Origin of the sequence: Antarcticibacterium flavum, from assembly GCF_006159205.1 — a bacterium.
GTDB classification, from domain to species: Bacteria; Bacteroidota; Bacteroidia; order Flavobacteriales; family Flavobacteriaceae; genus Gillisia; species Gillisia flava.
The window spans coordinates 3,586,472-3,613,000 of sequence record NZ_CP040812.1; the positions used below are offsets into that span (position 1 = coordinate 3,586,472).

Annotated in this window: 19 protein-coding genes and 2 pseudogenes; 8 read left to right on the forward strand and 13 right to left on the reverse strand. The window is 42.2% G+C overall.

The features are described from left to right. Positions 1-218: 218 nt before the first annotated feature. From FHG64_RS15710 to FHG64_RS15730, 5 genes and pseudogenes are all read right to left on the reverse strand, one after another. Positions 219-650 carry a hypothetical protein gene (locus tag FHG64_RS15710; protein WP_139067290.1) on the reverse strand — a complete coding sequence of 144 codons (432 nt, stop codon included), beginning with the start codon at positions 648-650 and terminating at the stop codon, positions 219-221. A gap of 5 nt (positions 651-655) precedes the next feature. Beyond that, positions 656-1,624 (reverse strand): calcium/sodium antiporter, encoded by a 969-nt coding sequence (locus FHG64_RS15715; protein ID WP_139067291.1) that lies wholly within the window; start codon positions 1,622-1,624, stop codon positions 656-658. Between the two features lie 63 nt (positions 1,625-1,687). After that, on the reverse strand, positions 1,688-2,632 hold the full coding sequence (locus FHG64_RS15720; RefSeq protein WP_139067292.1) for a hypothetical protein: 945 nt from the start codon (positions 2,630-2,632) through the stop codon (positions 1,688-1,690). Positions 2,633-2,689: 57 nt separating this feature from the next. Continuing rightward, a pseudogene (locus FHG64_RS15725) lies at positions 2,690-5,502 on the reverse strand (M16 family metallopeptidase). Between the two features lie 93 nt (positions 5,503-5,595). Next, positions 5,596-8,094, reverse strand: a complete 2,499-nt coding sequence (locus FHG64_RS15730) for a M14 metallopeptidase family protein (protein ID WP_139067293.1) — start codon at positions 8,092-8,094, stop codon at positions 5,596-5,598. 115 nt (positions 8,095-8,209) lie between these two features. Here FHG64_RS15730 and bshC point away from each other — a divergent pair, with 115 nt between their 5' ends. Beyond that, on the forward strand, positions 8,210-9,826 hold the full coding sequence (gene bshC / locus FHG64_RS15735; protein WP_139067294.1) for a bacillithiol biosynthesis cysteine-adding enzyme BshC: 1,617 nt from the start codon (positions 8,210-8,212) through the stop codon (positions 9,824-9,826). 1 nt (position 9,827) lies between these two features. Beyond that, positions 9,828-11,204 (forward strand): annotated as a pseudogene (locus tag FHG64_RS15740) (pyridoxal phosphate-dependent decarboxylase family protein). Between the two features lie 515 nt (positions 11,205-11,719). On the opposite strand, the gene FHG64_RS15745 reads toward FHG64_RS15740, so the two are convergent. The 4 genes from FHG64_RS15745 to FHG64_RS15760 form a co-directional block, all read right to left on the reverse strand. Further along, positions 11,720-12,751 (reverse strand): M28 family metallopeptidase, encoded by a 1,032-nt coding sequence (locus FHG64_RS15745; RefSeq protein WP_139067295.1) that lies wholly within the window; start codon positions 12,749-12,751, stop codon positions 11,720-11,722. 410 nt (positions 12,752-13,161) lie between these two features. Further along, positions 13,162-14,232 carry an NADPH dehydrogenase NamA gene (gene namA, locus FHG64_RS15750; RefSeq protein ID WP_139067296.1) on the reverse strand — a complete coding sequence of 357 codons (1,071 nt, stop codon included), beginning with the start codon at positions 14,230-14,232 and terminating at the stop codon, positions 13,162-13,164. A gap of 678 nt (positions 14,233-14,910) precedes the next feature. Next, on the reverse strand, positions 14,911-16,677 hold the full coding sequence (locus tag FHG64_RS15755) for an SLC13 family permease (RefSeq protein WP_139067297.1): 1,767 nt from the start codon (positions 16,675-16,677) through the stop codon (positions 14,911-14,913). A 127-nt stretch (positions 16,678-16,804) separates the two neighbouring features. Continuing rightward, positions 16,805-17,326 carry a hypothetical protein gene (locus FHG64_RS15760; protein ID WP_139067298.1) on the reverse strand — a complete coding sequence of 174 codons (522 nt, stop codon included), beginning with the start codon at positions 17,324-17,326 and terminating at the stop codon, positions 16,805-16,807. A gap of 446 nt (positions 17,327-17,772) precedes the next feature. On the opposite strand from FHG64_RS15760, the gene FHG64_RS15765 reads away from it, so the two are divergent. Then, entirely contained in the window at positions 17,773-18,432 is a 660-nt protein-coding gene (locus FHG64_RS15765; protein ID WP_139067299.1) for a hypothetical protein, read from the forward strand. Between the two features lie 44 nt (positions 18,433-18,476). Here the strand turns inward: FHG64_RS15765 and FHG64_RS15770 are convergent, their stop codons facing one another. From FHG64_RS15770 to FHG64_RS15780, 3 genes are all read right to left on the reverse strand, one after another. Further along, a complete protein-coding gene (locus tag FHG64_RS15770; protein ID WP_139067300.1) occupies positions 18,477-19,202 on the reverse strand; it encodes a hypothetical protein in 726 nt (241 codons plus the stop codon). Beyond that, positions 19,202-19,576: a hypothetical protein gene (locus FHG64_RS15775; protein ID WP_139067301.1), complete on the reverse strand. Its 375-nt coding sequence runs from the start codon at positions 19,574-19,576 to the stop codon at positions 19,202-19,204. The genes FHG64_RS15770 and FHG64_RS15775 overlap by 1 nt, the downstream gene beginning before the upstream one ends. 170 nt (positions 19,577-19,746) lie before the next feature. Next, complete coding sequence (locus FHG64_RS15780; protein WP_139067302.1) at positions 19,747-20,142, reverse strand: hypothetical protein; 396 nt, start codon at positions 20,140-20,142, stop codon at positions 19,747-19,749. Positions 20,143-20,563: 421 nt separating this feature from the next. On the opposite strand from FHG64_RS15780, the gene FHG64_RS19245 reads away from it, so the two are divergent. Together FHG64_RS19245 and FHG64_RS15785 are read left to right on the forward strand one after the other, a co-directional pair. Beyond that, positions 20,564-20,713 (forward strand): hypothetical protein, encoded by a 150-nt coding sequence (locus FHG64_RS19245; RefSeq protein WP_168191376.1) that lies wholly within the window; start codon positions 20,564-20,566, stop codon positions 20,711-20,713. A gap of 157 nt (positions 20,714-20,870) precedes the next feature. Continuing rightward, on the forward strand, positions 20,871-21,392 hold the full coding sequence (locus tag FHG64_RS15785) for a GNAT family N-acetyltransferase (RefSeq protein ID WP_139067303.1): 522 nt from the start codon (positions 20,871-20,873) through the stop codon (positions 21,390-21,392). Between the two features lie 561 nt (positions 21,393-21,953). Here FHG64_RS15785 and FHG64_RS15790 read toward each other — a convergent pair. Beyond that, complete coding sequence (locus FHG64_RS15790) at positions 21,954-23,273, reverse strand: M24 family metallopeptidase (protein ID WP_139067304.1); 1,320 nt, start codon at positions 23,271-23,273, stop codon at positions 21,954-21,956. Between the two features lie 1,625 nt (positions 23,274-24,898). Here FHG64_RS15790 and FHG64_RS15795 point away from each other — a divergent pair. The 3 genes from FHG64_RS15795 to FHG64_RS15800 all read left to right on the forward strand — a co-directional run bounded on the left by FHG64_RS15795 (position 24,899) and on the right by FHG64_RS15800 (position 26,526). Next, on the forward strand, positions 24,899-25,453 hold the full coding sequence (locus tag FHG64_RS15795; RefSeq protein ID WP_139067305.1) for a hypothetical protein: 555 nt from the start codon (positions 24,899-24,901) through the stop codon (positions 25,451-25,453). Positions 25,454-25,460: 7 nt separating this feature from the next. Further along, the gene (locus FHG64_RS19835; RefSeq protein WP_262710269.1) at positions 25,461-25,586 is read left to right on the forward strand and encodes a hypothetical protein; all 126 of its coding nucleotides are present in this window, start codon (positions 25,461-25,463) and stop codon (positions 25,584-25,586) included. A 175-nt stretch (positions 25,587-25,761) separates the two neighbouring features. Beyond that, positions 25,762-26,526 carry a LytR/AlgR family response regulator transcription factor gene (locus tag FHG64_RS15800; protein WP_139067306.1) on the forward strand — a complete coding sequence of 255 codons (765 nt, stop codon included), beginning with the start codon at positions 25,762-25,764 and terminating at the stop codon, positions 26,524-26,526. The last annotated feature ends 3 nt before the right edge of the window (positions 26,527-26,529 follow it).

Sequence of the window (26,529 nt, forward strand, 5' to 3'; positions counted from 1 at the left end):
AATGAAAATTATCCCCAACAGCAGCTTAAAAAACAATTTTAATCCCCTCATTGTCAAAAGGTACGGTTTTACATTAAAATGCTGAAGAATTATATCTTATCCGCAAAAGGTTCAGGACTTTATTAGCGCCCTGGTTCTTTCACCTTTATGGTCCGGAACGGGTAATCAATAATTGAAAAAGGCTGAAGAATTTTAGGGATTGATAATAACAGGTATTGTTATTCCTTTACGATCCCCACAAGTGAAAATTGCAGTTGCCCTCTTTTATTCATGGAGTAGGAATAAACAGCTTCTCCCATGACGTGGCCCTCCTCGTACGACGCGGTAATAAGCTTATCATTTATAAAACTAACCTCTGTAAATCTCATCGTTCCCCCAAGAACAGCCTCTTTTGGAATAAGACCGGGTTCTTGGCTTATTTCTTTCAGAATAAATTCCTCCGGTTCTGGGATGGTATCAAAATATTTGGGATAGTTTCGGGCTATATAGGCTTTTTTCAATAGATGCTCGCTTAAAGTATCATTGGCCTGTTGCAGGTCTTTATTCTCAACTTTGAGGGAATCAATAATTGATACATATTTGTCCTCTTCAGGTGACCTTCCGCAGGCAAGAAAAGCTGCTACACAGCAAATAATATATAATTTTCTCATACCGGTTATAATTCCTGCATCACAAGATAGGTGGTATAAGCAAGATAGAAAATTAAAAGCAGTGCAGCTTCCCACCTGTCCAGCTTTTTGCGACCGCCGGTAAACATGGCAAGGAACAGGAATAAAGTCCCGCCGGCAAGGATATAGATATCCATATTAAAACCCGGGGAAAATCCAATAGGAGCAAGAACTGAAGATGCCCCAAGGATAAGGAAAATATTGAAGATGTTGGAGCCAACAATATTCCCCACCGCGATATCGGCATTCTTTTTAAGCGCTGCAACCACACTTGTTGCCAATTCGGGCAGGGAAGTCCCTGCAGCCACAACTGTAAGCCCTATGATCTTTTGGCTAATTCCAAGGGATTCTGCTATCTCGATGGCATTGTTTACCACCAGGTTTCCCCCCAGTACCAGGCCTCCAAGGCCCCCTGCGATAAAGATCCCCATTTTAAGGTTGCTGTAAGCAGGTACTTTTACCACTTCCTCTGCCTGGGAGCTGTCTGTTTTTAATTGCATATAGACATAATATAGGAAAAGGGCAAAGAAAACCAGGAGGATAATGCCATCTATGGAACTAAGAGAGGAATTTTCAGAGCCCCATAACATAACGTCATTTACTAAAAAGAACAGGATTATAATCGCCAGAAAGGAGATTGGGATCTCTTTCCAGGCGGTACTGGATTGCACAGCCAGGGGTGTTATAAGCCCCGTGATCCCTAATATTATAAAAAGGTTGAAGTTATTACTTCCAAGTACATTTCCAAAGACTATATCCTCATGGCCCTGTACCGCAGCAAAGGTGTTTACAACCAGTTCAGGTGCAGAGGTACCAAAAGCCACCACGGTGAGGCCAATTGCCAGATTGGAAATATTGAATTTTTTTGCCAGGGCAGATGCCCCTTCTACCATAAAATTTGCCCCAACGATAAGTATTGCGAGCCCGGCAACCAACAATAAGGATGATATTAACATATGTAATTTTACCTGCTAAAGTAGATTAAAAAGAGATTAAAATTAAAAAGTACAAAAAATTCTTTAAAGCAACCTCAGGTAATATTTAATGGCTGTAAGCTGTTTTCCCGGCTTCTGCATATCGCATATCAATTGTTTGCGACTGTAGTTATTGGCATCAAAAAACTTTTCTGGGGTAGATTCCTGAAGTTCCAGGAACTGGTCCAGGCATACATATACTCTCGCGAGGCCAAGGGTGATGATCCTCAGGAATTTTTGAATATTTTTTTGGGTATAAGAGGTTTTCTCTGAAAGCTTGTAAATCTCCTTCAACTTTTGGTCAAACGATGTTCTTAACTCTTCAATTTTGCGGCATCTTGTCGCAGCTGTTGTCAATCCTTCCTGTAGGTCTTTCCAAATATCAAAAATATCATTGCCCAATTGCATTAGGGCCCCCAGTTTAAAGAGAAGGTTAGCTTCAGCTTCTTCAAGAGGATGTTCCATACAAAGCCGGTAAAAAATGAAGGACTCGCCTCCCTTGGAGCATATGATCTCATCTATTGCTCCTGGCGTAATGGAAAGCTCCTGTTGATACAAGCTTTTCTCCTGGGCCTCAAATACCTTTTCCGCCTGCTGTTTTATTTTTTCAGGATATGAAGAAAATGCAAGGCCTTTTTGATAGAAATTGAGCAGTAGTTCCTCGTGGCTGTTTTGAGATTCCATCTCTTCAGGATGCAAAACGAAATCCCGTAAATGGGAAGCCTCTTTAACCGGATCATCAAAAAGATCATCGAGAAGACCGGAAATACCTCCCAGGTAAGTAAGGCACAGGCGTTCTCTTAATGAAAGTGGGGTTCCTCTTAAGGTTGCCAGGGCTTCCCCCAGCACTCCCGGAACACCAAGGGCGTAGTATGCGGTAAGCTTTTTAAACTCTTTTTCACCAAGGCTGCCGTCATTTGAAATCCTGAAGGGGTAGATCTCCTTTTCCAGGTGGGAAGTTATAAATCGTTTTTGTTTCCTGACCCGCAACAGTAAATAGGAGTAAACAAAAGGGAGGGATAAAAATCCCCCCTGTAACTTTTTGTTCTATCTTTCATTTAGAAGGATTGGTTCTCCATAACCAAGGTCCTTAAGCTTTTCCAGCTGTGTAGCTGCATCTCCCACGACCAGGAAGAACATTTTATTAGCATCTATGTATTGTCTTGCAAGTTCCTGCACATCCTCTACTGTGAGGTCATAAACATATTGTTCCCGTTGTTTAATAAAGTCTTTTTCCAGCCCATAATTATGGATGTCGCTTAAAATTCCAAGTTTGGCATTCAAAGTCTCAAATTTGCGGGCGTTGCTTTTGATCATAAAGCTTTTGGTCACTTCGAGATCTTCAGGGCCAAAGCCTTCAGGATACTCTTCCAGGATCTCTTTGATAAGCGCGAGGGCATCAAAGGTAATATTTGTCCTAACGCCACTGGTTATAGCAAAGGGACCCACATTCTTTCCGCCATCAAAACCAGAGCGTATACCATAGGTATAACCTTTGCCTTCTCTTAATTCCTGGGTAAGTTTAGAGGCAAATCCGCCGCCGCCCAGCCTGTAGTTCATCACTTCAGCCGGATAATAATACTCACTGGTAGCAGCCAGGGCAGGATTCCCAATTCGTACAATAGATTGTTTGGCACCGGGAACGTCATAAAAATATATCCCGGCATTTTGAGGTGCCCTGGGCGTTGGTAGTTCGGGCATCCTTACATTTTTCCCGGGCCAGCCGGCAGAGAGTCCTTTTAAGGCATTTACAGCCTTTTCCCTGTCAATGTCGCCTACAGCCATAAAGGCTGCCCGCCTTGGTGAAAGATTGGAATTATAGTAATCCTTAAGGTCTTTGATCGTTATTCTCTCTATAGATTCCTCTGTTCCCAGATTGTTGTTGGAAAGGATATTATTCTCCCCGTAAATAAGTTTCCTAAATTGGTTATCGGCTATGCTGTTAGGGTTGGCTTGCTGTTGTTTGATGCGGCTTAGTACCTGTTGTTTTGCAAGTTCAAACTCATTCTCATCCCAACGGGGTTCCAGCAATATTTCCCTTACCAGTTCCATAGTCTTATCAAAATTGCGGGCAAGGCTACTGCCGCTAAGCGTGATCTTTTCATCCCCTGCATACATATTGATCGAGGATCCCAGCAATTCTATAGCTTCTTCCAGCTCCTGCGGGGTCTTATTTGCGGTTCCCTTGGTCATAAGACTAGCCAGAAGGTTTGAAACCCCAACCCTGGAATTATCCTCCAATAGAAGTCCACCTTCCATTTCCAGGCTGAATCTTACAAGGGGTACCTCATCAGAGGTTATTCCATAGATCTTAAGGCCAGATGGCATTTGGGATTCCCATACCTCTGCTACTTTCAATTCAGGAGTTCCCCAATAAGGAGGTTCCACACTTCTGTCAAAGCTGGATGGGGTTCTTTCATAGTCCACCTCACCCAATGCATCTACTTCCTCTTCTGCACCCTCCACGATCTCTTCTTCTACCACATCGGCCTCTTTTGAGTTTTCCAGTGCAAGTTGTACCTGTCCTTTAGGCACGAAGCTGGTTGCCACATAAGGTTTATTCTTAATATATTTTTCATACACCCCCTTCACATCTGCCTGCGTTACATTGAGGATCCTGTCCACATTTTTATTGATCTCATTGGGATCTCCAGCAAATATCTGGTATTGCGCCAGCTGGAATCCTTTCCCCAATACGCTGGATATACCGTTATAAAATTCGGTTTCCTGTCCTGCTTTTATTCTTCGCAGGTCTTTTTCAGGGATCCCTTCTTTTTCAAATTGAGCAAATGTTTGTTCAATGGCCGTCTTAACTTCATCCAGGTCGGTTTGATCATACGCTCTTACCTGCAGCATAAGTTGTCCTGCAAGTTCTGAGGTGTAATTATACATTCTTACATTATCTGTAAGCTTCTTATCCTCCACCAAAATTTTGTAAAAAGGGGCATTCTTCCCATCGGCAAGATATCTCGCTAATACCTCCAGTGCATAGGAATCTTCGTGGTAAGAATATACAGAAGGCCAGGCCATAGTAAGTTCAGGCAGGTTTGCAAAATTATCTTCGTAATAAAGTTTTTTGGTCTCCTTCAAATTGGCAGGTTGTTTTTTCCTGCGATCAATTTGTGGTCCTGCTTCTATTTCATCAAAATATTTATGAACCCAGTCTTTTGCCTGCTGCTTATCAAAATCTCCAGCGATGGTGAGCACCACATTATTTGGAACATACCATTTGTTGAAAAAATCCTTTACATCCTCCAGGGTGGCATTTTGAAGATCTTCCAACGAGCCAATCACCTGCCAGCTGTAGGGATGACCTTCGGGATAAAGGTTTTTATCTATGACATACTGGGTATGACCATAGGGACGATTGTCTACTCCCTGTCTTTTTTCATTTTTCACAACCTGTTTCTCCTTAGCCAGTACGGGTTCTGTAACGGTATTAATGAAGAAACCTAGCTTATCTGCCTCTGCCCATATCATTTTTTCCAGGGCATCGTTTGGTACCGTTTGGAAATAATTGGTCCTGTCACGGCTGGTGGAGCCATTTGCGCCCGAGCCTCCTATTCTTGCACTTAATTTATCCAGCCCCCTTTTCCAAGGTTTTCCGATTCCAGGAACAGTAAATGCTCGAATAAATGTGCAAAACCGGTACGGCCTTCAATCTCCCTTGCACTTCCCACATGGCTTGTAAGGGCCACAGCTACAACAGGATCTGACCTGTCTATGTGAAAAATTACCCTAAGGCCATTTTCAAGGGTAAAGGTCTCAAAATCTATATTTAGATCCCGGACTCTGTCCTGTGCCTGCGAGCCAAGTGATACCACGAAGGCGATGATAAAAAAAGAAAACTTGATTTTCATATAATTGCGATAAATGGGCGGAGCCCTGTTATTTTATTGAGTTTATTTCCTCTTTCGATAAAATACAAACTATAATTTTAAGTAAAATAGATATTATCTGTTGAGGTCATCGTTATCTACAAAGAAAAGGGCATTTACAAAGAACAATTTCCCGTTCTCCCAGAAAGAGCGAAACAGGGGGTTGTCCACCAGGTAAATAAAACTTCCCCTCCCCATTGGTTCCACTCCAAAGGTCATCGAGTTTTTTATACCTGTCCTGGCATTACTACCGGCAAAACCAGATACGATCTCTGGAGAATCCTGAAGGTAGCCTACATTGAAGCCATCATTGAGGAAGCTAAAGCTGTTGTTGCTAAGCTTCAGGCTGTAATAGGTATCTCCATATCCAAAAGCAAGGGGATGGGTGTTATCGATCTTTGTTTTCACAATGCTACCGGTGATGAGGTTCTTTACGCTCTCCCGCTCCCTTTGGTTATAAGGGGTAAGGTTGCCTTTAGGCTCGGCGTCTTTATCTTCTTCCGGTTTGTTTTCCTTCAGGTCAAAACCATCTTTTCCTGCAAAATGCTCTACTGCTGCTCCAATAGCGATAACCTTTCCGCCGCTGCGAACCCATGATTTCAGCTTTTCCAGGTCCCCATTATTAAGGATGCTCGAATAGGATCCGGAAGGTAATACCAGGACATCCAGTTTGTTAAGGTCAACCCTGTTAAAATATTCGGTACCTATGGAAGTAATAGGATACTGCAGTTGCTGCTCAAAGAAATACCATATCTCGCCGTAATTAAGCGAGGAGGTACCTTCTCCTCTTAAAACACCAATCCTTCGTATGTTTATGATCTTTACATCTGGCGAACCAAAGTCTGGCCCGGTGGTGGCAAAGCCGCTTGCGGCAGGGGTTAACTGCCGGTTATGTGCATTGGCTATCTCAATAAGTCTGTTATCAAAATTCTCTGTAATTCTGTTATCACTTTTGGTGATAATAATGCTGCCGCGTTCAAATTTTTCATTATTGTTCTCAAATGCGACCTCACTAAATCTCACTCTTATTCCCTCCTTAAGCAATGCGGCAAGGAATTTTGCATCCTGCATGCTATTCCATTTTGCGATATATCCTGCGCCTGCGGGGGTTGCTGTGTTTTTCGCTTGTAGAATAGCCGGAGAGGAGGAGGAATTTACCCTGGCTGAACTGGCTACGGCTTCCAGGCCATAAGCGTGAGGAACACTCCAGGCGGTAATGTCATAAGTAAGGGAATCGCTTAATTTAGCGCTTGGCTCAAAAAGTACTTTCACCATTTTTCCTTTAGGCTGATCTGTATTGATAACCAGGGAGTTCTCTGTTGTGGTAAGCCTGCTGTTGGAATTGGTGTTATAATTATAACCACGCACATTCCCAGGGGTGGCATTGCCATAGATAATCTCGTGCCTGTCCAATAGTTCGCGCAAAGCTTTAATCTTATCTGGTTCCCCGTTTACCACAAAACTTTTATACTGCTGTTCCTGTTCATTAAAGAACCGGCTGAATTCGTTATTAAGTCTTTCAACATTCCTGGCAGCAACCTCTATAGTTGATATGCCTGTGGTATGGTGGTGGGCTACCCTGTCTACCAGGGTAAGTTCATAGCCTTCGCGGGTATCGATTCCAAGGCCAGCCATCCCGTGGCCTGCCTGCTCGTAGGTCATTCCTATAGCGCCCATATAAGTAGGGTAAGTGTCACCATAACTGGGATACAGCAGGTCAAAACGTTCCCTTGTAAAATATAACCATCCTTCTTCATCAAAATATTTCGCATGGTTCTTTCCTATTTCAGTTTGGAAATCTCTTTGAAATTGTGTAATTATTTCGTGAAAAGGCTCTGCAGCCGGGGCAAAATAATAGGGTTCATTGATGCCCTGCTCGTGAAAATCCACATGAATGTGTGGCAACCATTGGTTATACACCTTTAATCGTTGCCTTGTTTCTATTTGTGTAGCCCAGGCCCAGTCCCGGTTAAGATCAAACAGGTAGTGGTTAGGGCGTCCTCCCGGCCAGGGCTCATTATGCTCTATTGCCATTGGCTGCGGGTTATAAGGCGTGGCTTTTACCTGGTTGTACCAGTTTGCATAGCGGTCGCGCCCATCTGGATTTACACAGGGATCAATGATCACAATGGTATTTTCCAGGAGGTCATTCCTGCCGGAAACCAATTCATAAAGGGTTTGCATAGAGGCCTCTGTACTTGAGGCTTCATTTCCATGTACGTTATAACTTAGCCATACTATGGCTTTTTGATCACTGGTTTCAAAATTGCCACTTTCCAGCCCGGTGTTGCGCAGGTGGTTGTTCCTTATTGCTTCTGAATTCTGAAGGTTCACTTCTGAAGATACCACGGCATAGGTTAAAGGCCTCTTTTCATATGTATGCCCATAAGTGCTGTAATTAACCAGCGGAGAGTTTTGGGACACGTGTTCAAAATAGCGTACAACATCTGCATGCCTGGTGAAACGGGTTCCTATTTCATATCCCAGGAAATCTGAAGGTGATTGGAGGCTCTGGCCAAGTAAAAACTGAAAATTGAGGAATAAAAATGCGATTACTAAGGAGGATCTTCTCATGTATGTTTCTGAAAAATGGATTAAGGTGAGTAAAGATAGCATACCCACCGGAAATTACTAAAAAATACCACGTAAAAAGTTTATCTTGGGTATCTTTACATTTTAAAGTAAATCTATGCCTGCAGACTGTCTTTCCTATAAAGAAACCAATTATTATTCCCGTCTTATTACAGATTATCTTGAACAGAAAGATGACATAAAAGAATTCTATCATCGCTTTCCCACCATTGAGAATTTTGGAGAGCAAATGAAGGAAAAGGGAGCTTCTTTTTCAGCAGAAAAAAGAAAGCTGCTGGAGGAAGTACTGCAGGAGCAATATAAGGGGCTGGAGGTTTCGCCGGCAGTCTTGGGGAACATAAAAGCTTTTAAGGAAGAAAACACCTTCAGCATTACCACCGGCCATCAGCTCAACCTGTTTACAGGGCCATTATATTTTCTATACAAGATAGTCTCTGCCATTAACCTTGCTTCAGCATTAAAAAAAGAATATCCCCGGCATCATTTTGTTCCTGTGTACTGGATGGCGACAGAGGATCACGATTTCGAAGAGATCAATTTCTTTAATCTTAACGGCAAGAAATTCAAATGGAACAGCAGCCATGCGGGAGCGGGTAAAGATGCAGTAGGAAATCTTGGCACAACCGGGCTTGAGGAAGTGTATGAGCTCTTTTCAGCAGAGATTGGTGGGGGAAAGACTGCTCAAAAGTTAAAGGAACTTTTTAGTAAAGCCTACTTGCAGCATAGCAACCTTACCGAGGCTACCCGTTATCTTGCCAACGAACTCTTTGGGGAATATGGGCTGGTAATCATAGACGGGGATCATAAAAAGTTGAAAACCCAATTCATTCCTTATCTGGAACAGGAATTATTTGAGCAGGTCTCTCATAAGGCAACAGAACCCGTTGCCAAAAAACTCAGTGAGCTTGGTTATGGGGTACAGGTGAACCCAAGGGAGATCAACCTTTTTTATTTGCACGCCGGGCTTAGGGAAAGGATCATTCAACAGGAGGGCAGGTATTTTGTGAATGAAACCCAGATCTCCTGGAGCAAAGAAGAATTACGAGAACACGTACAGGAGCATCCTGAAAGGTTTAGCCCCAATGTGATGACCCGGCCGCTCTATGAAGAAGTCATACTTCCTAACCTGTGTTATATAGGCGGGGGCGGGGAGCTGGCGTATTGGTTTGAATTAAAGGAATATTTTGAGAGGGTGAAGGTGCCCTTTCCAATCTTGCTGCTGCGCAATTCAGCTTTAATAGAGACTGCAAAGCAAAATGAAAAAAGAAGAAAACTGGATATCTCCCAGGCAGAGCTATTCTTAAAACAACACGAACTTATAAATCGTAAGGTACGCAAGATCTCTAATATTGATGTAGATTTTAGTCCGCAAAAAGAGCATTTGGTGCAGCAGTTCCGCGGGATGTATGAGCTGGCAGAGAAGACAGATAAATCTTTTCTCAATGCAGTAAAGGCACAGGAAGTAAAGCAGCTTAAAGGCCTTGAAAATTTGGAAAAACGATTGCTCAAAGCACAAAAAAGAAAACTCTCAGATGAGGTTACCCGCATTACCCTTCTCCAGAACGAACTTTTTCCCAATAAGGGTTTACAGGAGCGGCAAACAAATTTTTCTGAAGTTTACCTGCAATACGGGGAAGACCTTATCCCGCAATTAATAGAACATTTAAATCCGTTAGACTTTCAATTTAAAATTTTGACTCTTGGAGAAAAATAAAATGCATACCATAGATATGGACCTGGTGGAGATGACCCTGGATGTCATGAAATATACCATCGATCGTATTTCCAATGTGACCCCAGAGCTGGGTTCCCCGAAAAAAGAAGAAGACCTTTTAAAAATAGTAGGAGAGACCATTACCCCCACCGGGATAGGAGGGGAGAATGCCTTTAAGCTTTTTCGGGATGTGCTGGTCAAGGCCACTGTACCTATTGACCACCCACGGCACCTGGCATTTGTGCCGGCAGCACCCACCAGGGCAGCGATTATGTTTGACCTTGTGACCTCGGCGTCCAGTATACACGGCGCATACTGGATGGAAGGTGCAGGAGGGATCTTCTGTGAGAACCAGGCGATGAAGTGGCTGGTTTCCTTAACAGGATTGCCGGAAGGCTCCTTTGGGGTCTTCACCAGTGGCGGTACGGCAGCAAACCTCTCGGCCATGGTAGCGGCACGCGAAGAGTGGCGCAGCAGGAGCATTGAAAACATTGGCCATAAAGGATTACTGCTTACTTCCAGCGGCGCCCATAGCTCTGTCCAGGCCATGGCCCGGGTGATGGATGCGGATCTTATTATGATAGACTGTGAGGGGAATTTCCTTACAGGAAAGGAGCTGGAGCAGGCTATAGAGGAACTGGAGGAAAAAGACCGCAAACGCCTGTTTGCAGTTGTGGCTACAGGCGGTACCACCAATGCCGGGATCATTGACGACCTTGAAGGGATTGCCAGCGTGTGCACAGAGGAAAAAATTTGGTTTCACGTAGATTGTGCTTATGGGGGAGGTGCCCTGGCGGCTAAAAGTGTAAGGCACCTTTTCAACGGGATCGAAAAGGCCGACAGTATCACTATAGATCCTCATAAATGGCTGTTCTCACCTTACGATTGCGGGGCGGTTATCTATAAGAATATGGAATATGCGAAAAATGCACATTCCCAAAAAGGCTCTTATCTTGAGATCTTTAAAGATGAGGGAGCTGAAGGCTTTAACCCAGCCGATTACCAGATACAGCTCACCAGACGCCTCAGGGGTATGCCCCTATGGTTTTCTCTGGCCATGCACGGTACATAAAAATATCGCAGCGCAATAGAGCGCGGCATCGAACTGGCCCAAATTGCTGCCAGGAAAATTGAGGAGCGGGAAAACGTGGAATTGGTAAGGCCCGCAAGTTTATCTGTAGTACTGTTCAGAAGAAAAGGCTGGACGCCGGAGCAATACAGGGACTGGACCTATAGAAATCACCGTGAGGGTATCGCCCTGGTAACTCCTACCAAATGGAAACAAAATGGGGAGTATGAGACGATCTCTAGATTCTGTTTTATCAATCCCGATACTACGGAGGCTGATATTGATCTTATTTTGGATACTATGGATTAGTTTATAGTCGTTAGTCGTTAGTTGTTAGTTTTTAGTAGTTAGAGGGTTTTCTGTTTACCGTTTGCCGTTTTCTGTTTGGGATTTGGGATTTGGTGCATGGAATTTGTTTGTTGTTTGTTGTTTGGTGTTTGGTGGTTGGTGTTCGTTGTTTGATCTTTGGACATGGGGATTTAGTTTTCTGTTTTCTGTTTTCTGTTTTCCGGTTTTTGTTAGAGAGGTTAACATCCCTCGACTGTCGTTCCACGGCTCACGATTGTCTTTCGTTTGTACTGGTTTGGAGGATTCTCATTTTTTCGATCTTAGATATGATTTAACCACAGAGTTGCAGGAGTTTTATAAGGAGTTTCACGGAGTTGGTGGTGCCTAAAAAGGATGTCTTAGACCCTCAGATTTAGACCCTATATTTTCGACTCTCTTTTCTCGACTCTCTTTTCTCGACTCCCATACAGACAAAGACAAAAAAAAATAGGCTGCAGAATCCCTGCAACCTATTTTTGCTAAATGAGCTTTTAAAATTATCTCCCTGCCTGTGGGGCTTCCGGGGTTTTGTCTACTACCGGGCGTCCTTCTCTGTTGGCAATTTCCCATGCTGTTAAGAATACCAATTGTGCACGTTTGGCCAACAGGTCATATTCTATCTTATCTGGAGTATCGGTTATCTTGTGGTAATCATCATGTACACCGTTAAAGTAAAAGATGATTGGAATGTTGTTTTTCGCAAAGTTGTAGTGGTCACTTCGGTAATAAAAGCGGTTTGGATCATTTTCATCATTATAAGTGTAATCCAGCTCCATATTGATGTACTTCCTGTTAGCCTCTTCACTTAATTCATGTAATTCTGTACTTAGTTTATCACTTCCTATAAGATACACATAATCTCCTGCATCTTCCTTGCCGTGACCTATACGACCAATCATATCTATGTTTAGGTTAGCTACAGTATTAGCCAATGGAAAAACTGGATTATCTGTATACCATTTTGATCCAATCAAACCTTTTTCCTCCCCGGTTACGTTAAGGAGAAGAATAGATCTTTTTGGGTGGTATCCGTCTGCTTTTGCCTGCATAAAAGCTTCGGCGATCTCAAGGATTGCAACAGTTCCGGAGCCATCATCATCGGCACCGTTATATACGTTTCCATCCTTATCCATTCCTACGTGGTCGTAATGAGAGGAGATAACCAAAATCTCTTCAGGTTTTTCACTTCCTTCGATGAATGCAAGCACATTTTCAGAATCTTTTACATTTCCTCTTCTAAACGCGCTGGAAGGAACGGGTTGAAAATAATTGGCTACCCCTGCAGGAGAAGGTATGTTGAGTTTTTTGTATTCATTTACTAAATATTCCGCTGCCAGTTTTTGTCCCGGCTCCCCGGTGTCACGGCCTTCAAATTCATCACTTGCAAAGGTGTAAAGGTGGTCTTTTAATTCCTGGGCAGTTATGGTGTTTGCATAATCCATAACGTTGGCATTCTCTACCTTTTTGGTTTGCTGTGCGCCACAACTTACAAAAGCAATGGAAACGGCGCATAAAATTAATTTTTTCATAGAATTTATATGTACAGTATTTAATTAAGTTGCCAAGATAAGTTATTTAAGCCTATTGTAAAACCTGAAATAACAGGAAAAAACCTTCCTTCTATATTTGCTGAAGCATTTAACCTGCGAATTACAATTAATTATTCACTGTTATCCGGTGAAAGAGTCTGGACCGCTTCCGCTGCCAGAGTATAGAACCTGGACTAAGATCTACTTCAATGGAAAGCAGTGCTTTACCCAATTCCAGAAAGCGTGGATTTTTCCTAAACTATTTTAGATCCAAAACCACCCAAATGGTGAGGTTGATAGGACCTCAGACTATATATAGAAAGGCTAAGCGGAAATTCACATCATATTAACCGGACACCAATAATTATTGATTTTAATCGGGGCCATTATAAACCTGATTTTTCCCCAGATCATTTCTTCCTTTTGGACCTAAGATATTGGTTAGGCCATTGAGTTTCTACCCCTAACTCCCGGGCTGCCTCGAGCGGAAAATAAGGGTTACGCAATAATTCCCTTCCCACGAAAATAAGATCTGCTGCCCCATTTTCAAGGATCTCCTCAGCTTCTGCTGCTGTGGTTATCAAACCTACAGCCCCGGTGAGAATCCCTGTTTCAGCTTTAATATCAGCAGCAAACCTGGTTTGATAGCCTTTTGCGACAGGAATTTCTGCATAATGGACAAGGCCGCCAGAGGAACAATCTATAAGATCTACTCCTTTCTCCTTAAGGATCGCAGCAAGCTTAATGGAACTTTCCAGGTCCCAACCACCCTCAGCCCAATCTGTCGCCGATATTCTAACAAAAAGAGGCAGGTTTGAAGGCCATTCCTGTTTGACGGCGGTTATTACCTCAAGCAGTAACCTGGTCCTGTTCTCAAAACTGCCGCCGTACCCATCATTTCTTTGATTGCTTAAAGGTGAAAGGAACTGGTGCAGGAGATAGCCATGGGCCGCATGTATTTCGATCACCTTGAACCCTGCCTGCCGTGATCTTGCAGCAGCAGTCTTAAAATCCTCTACGACTTTTAATAATCCCTGCTCATCCAGGGCTGCAGGCGCCAGATTATCATTGAAAAAGGGTATTGCAGATGGGGCGACCGTTTGCCAGCCGCCGTCATCCTCAGAAAGAAAGTTTCCTCCTTTCCAGGGGCTGGTGGTACTTGCTTTTCTCCCGGCGTGGGCCAGCTGTATTCCCATAACCGCACCCTGTGCTTCAGCAAATTCAACTATCTCTTTTAGACCTGGAATGTGTTCATCTTTCCATAATCCAAGATCATCGGGTGTAATACGACCTTCAGGTGAAACTGCTGCAGCTTCGGTAATGATAAGGCCTGCACCACCCACAGCCCGGGTCCCAAGGTGCACCAGGTGCCAGTTATTGGAGAAACCATCCACACTGCTGTACTGGCACATGGGAGAAACCGTGATCCTGTTCCTAAGCTTTATATCTTTTATTTCTATTGGAGTAAATAATTTTGTCATCTCTAATCTAATATTTTAACCAAAAATACTGCGGAAAGTGTTTAGTTATGGGCTGCAGTTATTGCTTGAATTGATGATGGGTATTGGATATTCTATGAAAACTGAGAAGAACCACCTGTAAGTAGCCGAATGTTGATTTTAAGGGACCGGCGGGATAAAGGCGGTTTTGAATTTTTTGGAGGAATGAAGAGTAAAATTCTAAAATAATATTTAAGGGGAGGGAGAAAAGAGGTAATTAATTTCAAATTAATAGAATAAAAAACCTCCGGCATTCCTGTAGGTTAGGTAGATCCCGGAGGTTTAAACATTTCCACTATTGGTTAAATCAATAACCAATATGAAAGTATAAAATTATGGCTGCTCCACCTAAAATCAGGTAGATGATGTGAAATTTTTAACACTGGATCATTGGTGTCCGCATGAAATATTCAATAGTTTCTTTAAGCCTTATTATACCCATTCAGAAGACGTACCCACCTCCATCAGGGGTGGTTTTGGATTCGAAATAGTTCAGAAAATATAAGCTTTTTAGAAGTTAGTAAACGGCTCTTTTACAAAAACTTATGTTTTAGTCTAGATTCTAGATTCCAGCAGCGAAGCGGTCCAGACTCTTTTACCGGAAAGTAGTGAAAACTGGATAATTATATATTTGATCAGTAGTGATTTTTCAAACCTAATTTACAACGGCCACACCAGGAGAATTAAAGGAACACCCAGGATAAGGATCAAGAGGGTAACCGGCAGGCCTATCTTCCAGTAATCGGTAAATTGGTATCCTCCCGGCCCCATTACCAGGGTGTTGGATTGATGTCCTATAGGGGTTAAAAAAGCACAGGAAGCCCCTATTGCAATAGTCATCAAAAATGGATCTACGGCGACTTCAAGGCTTTGTGCTACCTTAATGGCAATGGGCGCCATTAAGACTACAGTTGCTGCATTATTGATTATGTTGGATAAGAGTAAAGTTATTCCCATAAGCAGGCCTATGAGCACCCAAACTGGAAAATTGTTGCTCAGGGCGAGGATGAGGTTGGTCACGGTCTCTGCCCCACCACTGGATTCAAATGCTTCCCCAACCGGGATCATCGCAGCCAGCAGGATAATTACCGGCCAGTCAACGCTTAGATAAACTTCCTTGATGGGAAGGATCCTGGTAATTACCAAAATAACCGCGGCCAGGGAAAAAGCTATTTCCACCCTTAACAGCCCGGTGATCACCAGGATGATCGCTGCCGCAAAGATACTAACGGCACCCAGTACCCGGGAAGGCCTTCCCAGGTTTATCTCCCGTTTGGCCAGGGGAAGGAAGTTAAGCGATCTTATAGCCTCCTGCAGGTTCTCTGTCTCTCCCTGCAACAAGAGTACATCCCCCTGTTTTATCCTGGTACGGGCTATACGCTTTTTGATCTTTTTATTCTCCCGGGCAATAGCAAGAACATTGACATTGTATTGGGAACGTATTCTCATCTCTGTAACACTGCTGCCTACGATAAGGGAATTTGCCATTACAATTGCCTCCGCAGTTTGGATGGACTCACTGCCTTTTGCGCTATCCCTTAAGTGCTCTCCCTCTGCCAATATCGCCCTTTTACCTTCTGTAAATTTTTTCAGGTCCCCGGTATCGGCTTCCAGGATTAGAATATCTTCTTCCTGTAATTCCTCCCAGGGAGAAGGTGCATGCATTCTCACATTTTTCCTAATGATCCCAAGGATTAGCACTTCGGTCTTCAGTAATTTATTGAGTTTATTAATGGCAATACCTATAAGATCCGATCTCTGCGGAATAATGACTTCAGTAATATAATTTTCGATCTCGAACATATCATTACTCTCTGCTAATTCTCTTTTGGGTAATAACCTCCAGCCCAGCAGGGTGATAAATGCAAGGCCTGCAACGGTAAGTACCAGTCCAACAGGAGCAAAATCGAACATCCCATATCGTTCTCCCAGGCTTTGTTCCCTGAAGGTGGAAATGATAATATTTGGAGGAGTACCAATAAGTGTCATCATCCCTCCAAGGATAGAAGCAAATGCCAGTGGCATGAGAAGGAGCGAGGGGGAAAACCGGTTTTTTCTGGAAAGGTGAATGGCAACCGGCATGATGATGGCCAGGGCACCAATATTATTTATGAAGCCAGAGGCAAATGCAACTATAGAGCATAACAGGATTATTTGGATCCAGAACTTATCTGAGACCCTACTTATCCATTCAACCAGCAAGTCTACAACGCCAGAATGCTGTAGGGCTTTACTTATAATGAGGACAGCTGCCACTGTGATCACCGCAGGATGGCTAAGCCCGGTAAAAGCTTCTTCAGAAGGAATTATCCCTGTAACTACCAGAACAAATAATGCCAGGAAAGCGACCACGTCATACCTTAACTTATCCCAGATAAAGAAAAGCAGGGCAACTGCCAGGGTTATGAAAACAATTGTTTGCTCCATAATTGGTTCGCTTAATTGTGCAGAATGCCTGGGATGCCTTTAATAACCATCTTGCATTCACTGTAGTGAAGATATGAAAATCTAAGGTAGGTGACTTAAAATGTATGCCAGGAAACCCTGCCGGTCATCAATTTACCCGGGACTTGCTTTTGATCTCGTCTCTTCTTTGCCCTGCAATTTTTTGAATACGTTTAAAGGAGCGCAACAGCAGCAAATAAAATATGATAATCCCGGCCATAGAGGAAAGCCATTGGAACAGGTCGGCACTTATCAGGTTATTGATCAAATTAAACATATCAAGCGGGATCACAAAAAGAATGATCTTGTAAAGTAACCGGACCAAAAGAACGCCGAGCAGGACCCATATACCAATCACAAAAGCCAGGGAGATATAGCGTTTTAAGAAATCACGATTATCCCCCTTTTCATTGGTCCTGAAAACCATATACGTGGCGCCAAGGGTAATAAAGAGTTTGAGGATATACCTGCTAATATCCCACGACCAGGTAGAGTAAGGAGTGATCTCGGGCAGGGTGGCAACAGTAATAAACAGTACCAGATAAAATAACAAATACCGGTATGCATGATGCTCACTTAATTCCCTTTTTGCCAGTTTTTTCTCCAGCCTGTTTAATCTCAACCAAATCATGAAGTCATAACTTTTGGCCAAATTTAGGGTTTAAATTTAATACCGGTAAACATTCTTGTAGGGTAAAGATCCCGGAATCCTTTCCCTGCCGGAATCCAGGACCCGGCCCTTTATGGGCAAGCCTGGAAATTAGGCATTTAAACTACCTCCGGGTAAATTAAGAAAAACATAAAATTTTAAGATACCAGGCCAATCCAGGTAAAGTTGATTTCTCCTCAAATTACGGAAACACTTCAGGTAAAATTTTTAAATATGCCTCGCAATAATGACCGATTTAATCAAATTTTTCAGCAGTAAGGGGATTAACATAACATTAAAATTAAGTTAAAGAAATCTAAATTTTTTCTTAATTTTGATTTGTTTCCTTGCCTTAAATCAGAAGAAAGCAAATTCTTTCCGCAGGCAAGAATCAATAAATTCATCAATTAATTAATCTAAAATCATTTATGAAATTTCTAAAACTCTTTTCTCTATTTTCAATTGTCATTTTAATGACCAGCTGTGCAACCCGCTATAAGGCTATTGAACCTGAACAACTTATGTATAATTCCATAAATATGGAGGGAGATGTCTCCCTGGAATACAAGTATGATGTCTTACGAAAGAAATATTCTAAAAAGGAACAAAAGAAAGATGTGAGGCTTGTGGCAGTGAAAATCACCAATCGCAGTAACCGGGATATGATTTTTGGGGATGATCTGCGGCTTACCTACGCAAATGATAATGCAATAAGTTTGATGGAGCGGGATAAGATCTTTAGTTCCCTGAAACAAAAACCTGCAACTCATTTATTCTATCTTTTATTAACTCCCCTTACCTTTAGTACTACCACTACCAATTCGCAGGGGATCACTCAAACCAGCAGCGCATTTCCTGCAGGGCTTATTGTAGGGCCCGGCCTGGCAGGGGCAAATCTAATTACCGCTTCCAGTGCAAATAAAAAATTTAAAGAAGACCTTTTGGTTTATGACATGAGGGGAAAAACAATTCCCGCAGGCAAAACCGTCTATGGGCTTGTGGGAGTAAAAGCCGGAAATTACGATGCTTTGAAAATCAATGTTTCCCGCAACGAAAAGGTGAAAAAGCAGGAAGCAATAACGCCTTAACCATTTCATGAAAATGAAAAACCCTGCTCCACCGGCAGGGTTTTTTATTGCCCGGTATTAGTATCCTTAGCTAATTTTTTCTTCCCTATAGCTTTATGTGAAAGAAAAAAGAATCCAAAAGAATAGGTGCTGTACATGAAAATGTTCATAGCAATCATTACAGCACTGCTTAATTGAATAAACTCCGGACTTTTATTGGTAAAATAATTAAAATAGATAAAAATGGGGGTGGTCGTTAAGAAATGTACCACTGCCCCAAGAGAGATATAGAAACTAATATCCCTTTTTATATTCAGAATACGGTTGCTTAGGAGGATTTCAAAATAATAATAAAATATAACTGCCAGCAGGAGGACGCTCCCCGTCAAATAAGTAAAGGTGGAGGTGGTCCTAAAAAAAACATCTGTAAACACAAGGAAGAGTATACAGGCAAAAGCATAGATAATAATGAGTTTCTTAAGAAAATCTGAAGTTTTTTTATTGCGTATATTCTTTCTAAAGAAAGTGAGATAAACGACAAAACTTAAAATAATATAGGGATTATAGAGCCAGAAGTTTTTATAGAAGAAACCATCTTTTAAAAAATGAATGGATTCATTCCAATAGATCATTGCTGGAAAAAAACCAATTGCCTCTACCACATACGTGATCAATAGAAAATAGGCAAACATCCCGGCAGCTTTATTGCCGGGATTATTCCTGTAAAAATATATGCCAGCAAATGCTGCAATGCCTTCGAGCAAAAAAACAAGAAACCTAAGATCCTGCATTAATAATCACTTGGGGGCCAGCCCATTCCAATAGTATTATAGGGTTCGATCTCATAATTATTAGGATCTTCGACCTCCTCACTGTCCTTATTTGGATCTTTCTCTCTTGTTGGTGCCAGAAACATTGTTGCATTCCCATCCTTGCGCCCGGGTGAATACGCTCCAAGAAAGAACCTTATCCCTGGATTTTCCACACCTTGTTCTTTTGATTTTTCACGTACGTAATCAAGATATTCCTGCAGCTCATCCAGGCTGTACCAAAAATCACGAACATCTTTAAATTTACTTCCTATTACTTTCCCCCTGGTGTTTACCCATTCTTTTTGTTGTTCACGCGCTTCTTCCACGCTAACGCATTTTGCCGGTTTTTTCATAATTTAGTAATGATTGGTTAATTTCTTAAATTATGTTAAATGTATAAAAAATTTTATTGACAATTCTGAAGTTGTGTAGCCCGGAAATTCCGCAGGTCTATGACTGTTCACAAATCTTCAAAAAATTGGTTCTTGAAAATTCTCTTCAAACAAGCAGGTGGTGATGATCTTTAGAACTTTGCCCTCGAAATGCGTATACCTTCAGGGTAAGCCAAATCTCCCTCGTTTTCAGCAGTTATAAGGATCTCTTTTGCATCAAAGGGAGTTACAGCTTCCAGGACCACCTTCTTCGCATTTCTAAATGAAAGCTGTCCTAAATTTTTTACATCGCCATTTTTAGTTACTATCCATACGCTATAATTGTTTTTGGGAGGGCTAAGCCTTCCTGGTGCGGCCAGATTCTCAGCGGTTAATTTGATCACGTAATTGTTGTTCTTATCCTGCTTCTTCTTTGCCACTATATTGGCAGCAGGCACATCCCGGGAAACGGGAAATTTTGCGGTAGAGGCGCAAGAGGTTAACATCGCTACCGCAGCTATAAATAGAAAATATTTAAAAGTTTTCATAACTGTCATTTTAAAATTGATATATAAAGGAGGAACCGGTTTTACGGCTGGTTTTACCTTTCATACTCCTTTTCATTATATAATTAAAAGTGGAATGGAGCAGACAAGGCCATACATTTTGATTCTTTTTCGAGTGTCCCGTTTTTAAATGGAGATATTTTGCAATATTATAAAAAGAAAAGAAGGGCTTTCTTTGAATTATTTATCGTTGTGAAACGATTAAAATTGGCTGCGGAGACCTTTAAAGATAACCAAATTATCCCTGGTTCACATTATAACTTGTAATTGTTTTTTGCAATTTTTAAACCAGGGCAGAAGCTCTCTGAGTTTGGTTAAAATATGCCAATTAGGAAATTTTTAAGCCGGCTTTTTCATTTGATTTTTAAAACATCGCTTAAATTGGATTCCTAAAATTCCTGGTATGAAAGGAGAAACAAAGATGAAGCAGATGATGGAGACCAGGCCTGCCGGTGCAGAACGAAAGCCCGGGAAACTGGTATATAATCACAGAAGTGCCTGCCTTATTTTCCACGGCTGGAAACGTTATGAAGAGGCAGAGGAGGAGGAGTAAGCCGGGTTTGTTAAGATTATTTTACCTGTATAACATTTCAAGCTAAATCCCCGGAGTCCTTATCCAGATCGGAATTTTCCAGACTTATTTTTTTGAAATTCACGTAACTTGCGGAAACTCTTTGGTTTTTCTGAAGGGGAAATCGAAAGAAGCCTTTATGAAGATAGAAAGTAGCACACGTAATGACCTGGAAGAAATCTTTCGACTTTACAAGGAGGCAACAAAATATCAAAAGATAAAATTCCCTGAAAATCAGTGGCCCGAATTCAGCCGAAATCTTGTGGTAAAAGAACTGGAGGAGAACAGGCAATTCAAGATAGTGATCGATGATCAACTCGCATGTGTGTGGGCGGTAACTTTTAGTGATGCTGAAATTTGGGAGGAAAAGAACAGTGATCCTGCAATCTATTTACATCGCATTGCAACCAATCCGCATTTTAGAGGGCAAAATTTTGTGGCAATAATTGTTGGCTGGGCAAGGGAATTCGCGAGGCAACATAATAAGGATTTCATAAGGTGTGATACCTGTGGTCATAACAGGAAATTGATCTCTCATTATGGCAAAGCCGGTTTTGATTTCCTGGGCATCAAAAAGCTGAAAGATCCCAAAGGTTTACCGGCACATTATGTAGATGCCGAGGTGTGCTTTTTTGAGATAGCGCTGGAAAAGGAGGAATAGGGAAGGGGACTGGATTATTGACATTGTTTTCGCTGTATATTATTATAGAGTATAATGTACACTGCTCATCACAGAATGGTTTTAAGATTTTAGATCTATGTTTTCTGTTCCTTTTTTATTTTTTAGAACATTAAATAGCCACGAATGCACGAATGTTTTTTGATGAATACGTGGAATGAAAATTAAACCCTATAACTTTTTTTTCAACTGACAACCGCCAATTTCAGGGTAGGGGCAAGCCCAACCCCTACAACACACGTTGACCTTCCACTTTCCACTTTCCACTTTCCACTTTTTTTAACCTACAACCTACAACCTACAACTTTTTTAAACCTACAACCGACAACCTACAACCGACAACCTACAACCGACAACCGACAACCGATAACTGACAACCGCCTTCTTCCGGGTAGGGGCAAGCCCGACCCCTACAACACACGTTGACTTTCCACCCTCCACTTTTTTAATTTAACCTACAACCTACAACCTACAACCTACAACCTACAACTTTTTTCAACCCACAACCGACAACCCACAACCGACAACTAAAAACCGACCCCCCTACTCAATCAACACCAACTCCTCCTGCGGTGCAGTAAGGTACTCTGCCCCGTCTTTGGTTATTACCACCATTTCCTCGACAGAAATTGTTTTCATTCCGCCGGTGGGGAGTTCCCAAGAGTGGAATCCGTCGAAGGCGAAGGTCATTCCTTCCTTCAGGGTTTTATTGGAGTCTGGTCGCACGTGGGTTGACTGACTTCCACCAAGATTTGGCCCCACGTCATGTGCCACATAACCTACGGGATGCCCTGTACTCCACATCACGTAGGATGATCCTGCTTCCTCCATAACCTCGCGTTGCGCCCCGTCTACATCTACTCCTTTTACGCCGGGTTTCATAGCCTCTTTGGCTACGCGGTTACCTCTTTTGGCGCTCTCCCAGTAATGCTGAATATCCTCTGGCGCGGTGGTTTCCCCTTCTTTGAGCACATATGCAAACCGTTGAATATCGGTTACCCAACGGTCATGTACTTTTATTCCGAAATCTGTCTGGATCACATCCCCTTGTTGAATGACTTTATTGGTGGCATGAGAATGCCCCCTGTCCACGCCCGAGTTTACATTGGGGTTTTGGTCGGGGTGCCAGGCATCCTTTACCCCGTGCTCCTTCATTTTTTGTTTTAAGAACCGGGCCACATCAGCATCTGTAGTTTCTCCGGGCACTACCATATTGTACGCTTCTTCCTGCCAGGCGGCGGTAAGGGTTGCTGCCTTTCTCATTATTTCCACCTCTTCGGGTAATTTTAGGGAAAGCCAGTGGTAAACCACCTCATCTGCAGAGACCAGGTTTATAGCTGTCCCCTTTGTAAATTCCTCAAGAGAAGATCGCTGGGTATATGAAAGCCCGTCTGCCAGGCTATTATTATCGGAAGAGTTTACTGCCAGGGTATTCAAATTGTTTTCTTTGAGGAAGGCTACAGCCTCCTCAAGGGCAGATTTGCCCCGCTCCACAGGTTCTACCCGGTCGTGGATCCCGAGTTCTGCCAGGGCCATTGCCTCTCCTTCCGGAGAAAAAACTACCGACTTCATTTCCTCATTTTCTCTATAGAACAGGAAGGCGGCTGTCCCTCCTGCGTTTTCCCCTCCAATATGATCTGCAAGGGGATCGTTGTTGTTCTCCCTACACACGATCATCCAGGCATCTACACCCGCTTCTTTCAAAGCATCGGGTAAAAGTTCCTTAATACGTTTCTTCCTGATTTCCGGCCATAGGTTTTCCTCAAAGGAGATTTCAGGATCCTGGACCTTTGCTTCAGCTTTAGTAGCTATTTCACAGGACAGGAGCATAAACGGGAGAAGAAGAAGCAGATATTTGCGCATATAAATTCATTTTTAAGATATAACCTTCCGAAGTTAATGAAAAAAAGAACCAGGAGACAAGAAACACGTTATGAGTTATGAGTTAGGAGTTGGGAGTTAGGAGTTGGGTTGTATTCGTCACAAAAAAAGAAACAAGAAACAAGAAACAAGAAACAAGAAACAAGAAACAAGAGAAGAGAGAAGAGAGAAGAGAGAAGAGAGAAGAGAGACGTGATATATGTTCCGGGTAGGTGAGTGGGGTAACACCCAAGCCCATTAGATCCTGAAACAAGTTCAGGGTGACGGTGCGAGAATAGCAGAAAATAAAAAAACATTCGTGTATTCGTGGCAGAAAGAGATACACGAAATAAGAATCACGAAACAATAAGAGAAATTGGAATCTGGAACCTGGAGTCCGGGCACTTGTATTATGAGATAGAAGATGGAATTGCCTGGGGCCAGCTAAGACCCTGATCAAATAAAAAAGATTACCCATAAAACTACCCCTACTACCAGAGAGAGGGTAACACCAATCAAAAAACCAATCAGGAAATTGTACCGCAGCTCCTGCCTGATAAAAGATTTCGGAATGTAATATTTATGTAAATCTTCCCTCATAAATCAAAGGTAGGACACAGAAGACTAAGGTTTTTACGGGTTTCCGTAATACTGTGAATTTTTTAATAAATTCCGAATTATAAATGAAATTCCAAATTCCCAGCACCAAATTCCAAACTACAAATTCCAGGCGCCAAAGTCCAAATTCCAAAAAGCAATCAGAAAGGGAAAGACAGAAAATGGTGAAAGTATTACAATGCTTTTTTCGCTTTGTTCTCTTTTGTTTTCAGATTATTAAAGGTCACGAAGTGCCCACCCCGCCTTTCAGGCACCCCTCCGCAGGAGGGGAATCGTCAAAGCTTAACTCCGTGCGACTCCTTTTTAGAACTCCTTTTACTCTGTAGTTAAGCAGCAATTAACCTCGAAGAAAGAAAAATTAAGCTCGCCACAGGAGGTCAACCTACAAGCTACAACCGGTAATTGTCAACCGACAACAGACAACCAATAACCGACAACTTTTTACTACAACCTACAACCTACAACCTACAACTTACAACTTCTCAACCTACAACTTTTCAACCGACAACAGATAACAGACAACCGACAACTTTCTCTCTATAACTTTTTAACACGTTCCAACTATCCACTCTCCACTTTTTTCAACCGACAACCTCCGGGTAGGGGCAAGCCCTACCCCTACATCTTATAATACGCATTGACTTTCCACTCTCCACTTTCCACTCTCCACTTTTTGATCAACCGACAACCGACTACCGACAACCGACAACTTTTAACAACTTACAACCTACAACTTTTCAACCTACAACTTTCCAACCTACAACTTTTCAACCCACAACACACCCCATACCCCCGGCCAACTAACCAAACTTTGATGTAAACAAATTTTCCTGTGATATATGAACCTTGTTCAAGGTAAAGTCCTTTTAAATCAAATTCCTGTTCTCTTGTTACTACAATTGTTATATCTGCATCTTTTGCTCTAAATATCAAGATGTTAGGAGGTATTTTTACTGTGTAGAATAATTATTCATCACATCAAAAAAAGTAACACTTTAAAATCAAATCTTATGAAAACTCTGGCAATTTCACTGGTATTGTTCCTGGCAGCTGCGGTCTCGCAGGCACAGGGTATTATTGAACTTAATGAAACAAGGGTTGATTACAACCCAATGTTCTCAGAAATGACCCGGCATGGCAATTCTTATATTATGAAAGTAAGGGAGGACCACAGCAGGGAGTTTGAAAAGGATCCTCTAACTTTTTTAAATAACAATTTTAACATCCGCCAATTTATCTCGCTTATAGATGAAAGCAATTATGACTCCTACATTGTAACCTTTAGAAGCAATAAAGGAAATCTCAATGCAGAATATGACATGGATGGAAATCTGGAATCCATCTCCCACCGGTTTAAAAATGTCGCTATGCCTTACTCTTTGATACAGCAGGTTTTCAGGGATAATGAAGGCTGGAGTGTTGTCAAGAACTCACACATAGCTTACGGGAAGAATGGGAAAATTGACAGGTCTTACTACAAGGTAACCCTTAAGAATGGGAGACAGGTGAAAAAGGTAAAGATCGATGCACCAGCCTTGGACCGTCTTGCCCTGGCCGGGAATTGATTATACTATGAAAAAGGAGAGGGATCACCAGTTGCCAAATGCTTCCGCTTACATGACAGGCAGGGAAAGCAGGAGGCCACGGGTGATCTTTTATTCAGCAAACAGCCTTCAGCATAAAGCCTTAATATCATAAAAAGGGTCGTTCATTTCAGCTAAGCAGTCATTCGCAGCACATACAGGCGCAGCAGCCGTTTTTTTATTATCTTCAGAAGAAATTAAACATATGACCTTTTGATAATCATTATTTTAAACAGCTTGTTGATCTGGCTGATTAAATAATTAAATTGGAGGGATAAAACCTGAAATGTATGAAGGTCCTGGTAATTGATGACGAGGAACTGGCACGCAAACGCATCCTGAACCTGCTGGAGGAGGTGCCTCAAATGAAGATCCTTGGCGAATGTTCCAACGGGAAAATGGCTATTAGACAAATTAACGAGTTAAAGCCTAACCTTATTTTTCTCGATATCAATATGAAGGATATGAATGGCTTTGAGGTGTTGCAAAAAATTAGCATCTCACCCAAACCGGTCGTGATTTTTGTGACTGCCCACGATAACTACGCCAGCCGGGCATTTGATGTTGATGCATTTGATTTCCTGCTGAAACCGTTCAAAGATGAGCGCTTTTACCGCACCATAAATAAAGTGCTTAACCTTACCACTCCTGAAGCCGAACAAAACTTCGAGAAGCGGGTAAGGGAGCTTTTCCGCTTATATTCTGAAGAATCAAAATTTGCCACGGCGCCGGTAAGAATTCCGGTAAAACAGGGGAATAAGACCGTTCTTCTGGATGCTTCCCAAATTTATTACATTATTGCTTCCGGCTATTATGCTGAAATTTATACAGAAAACAAGAAGTTCGTCCTGCGCGAATCTCTCAATAACCTGGCAGATATGCTGGACCCGGCAAGCTTTTGCAGGATCCACAGGTCTACCATCATCAATATTAATCATATAAAGGAGCTGGTGCATTCAGAATTTTCAGAAGTAGACGTGAGAATGAGCGATGATAAACTGCTGCATATAAGTAAATCCAATAAAAAACAATTCCTTGAAAAAATAGGGATGTAAAGA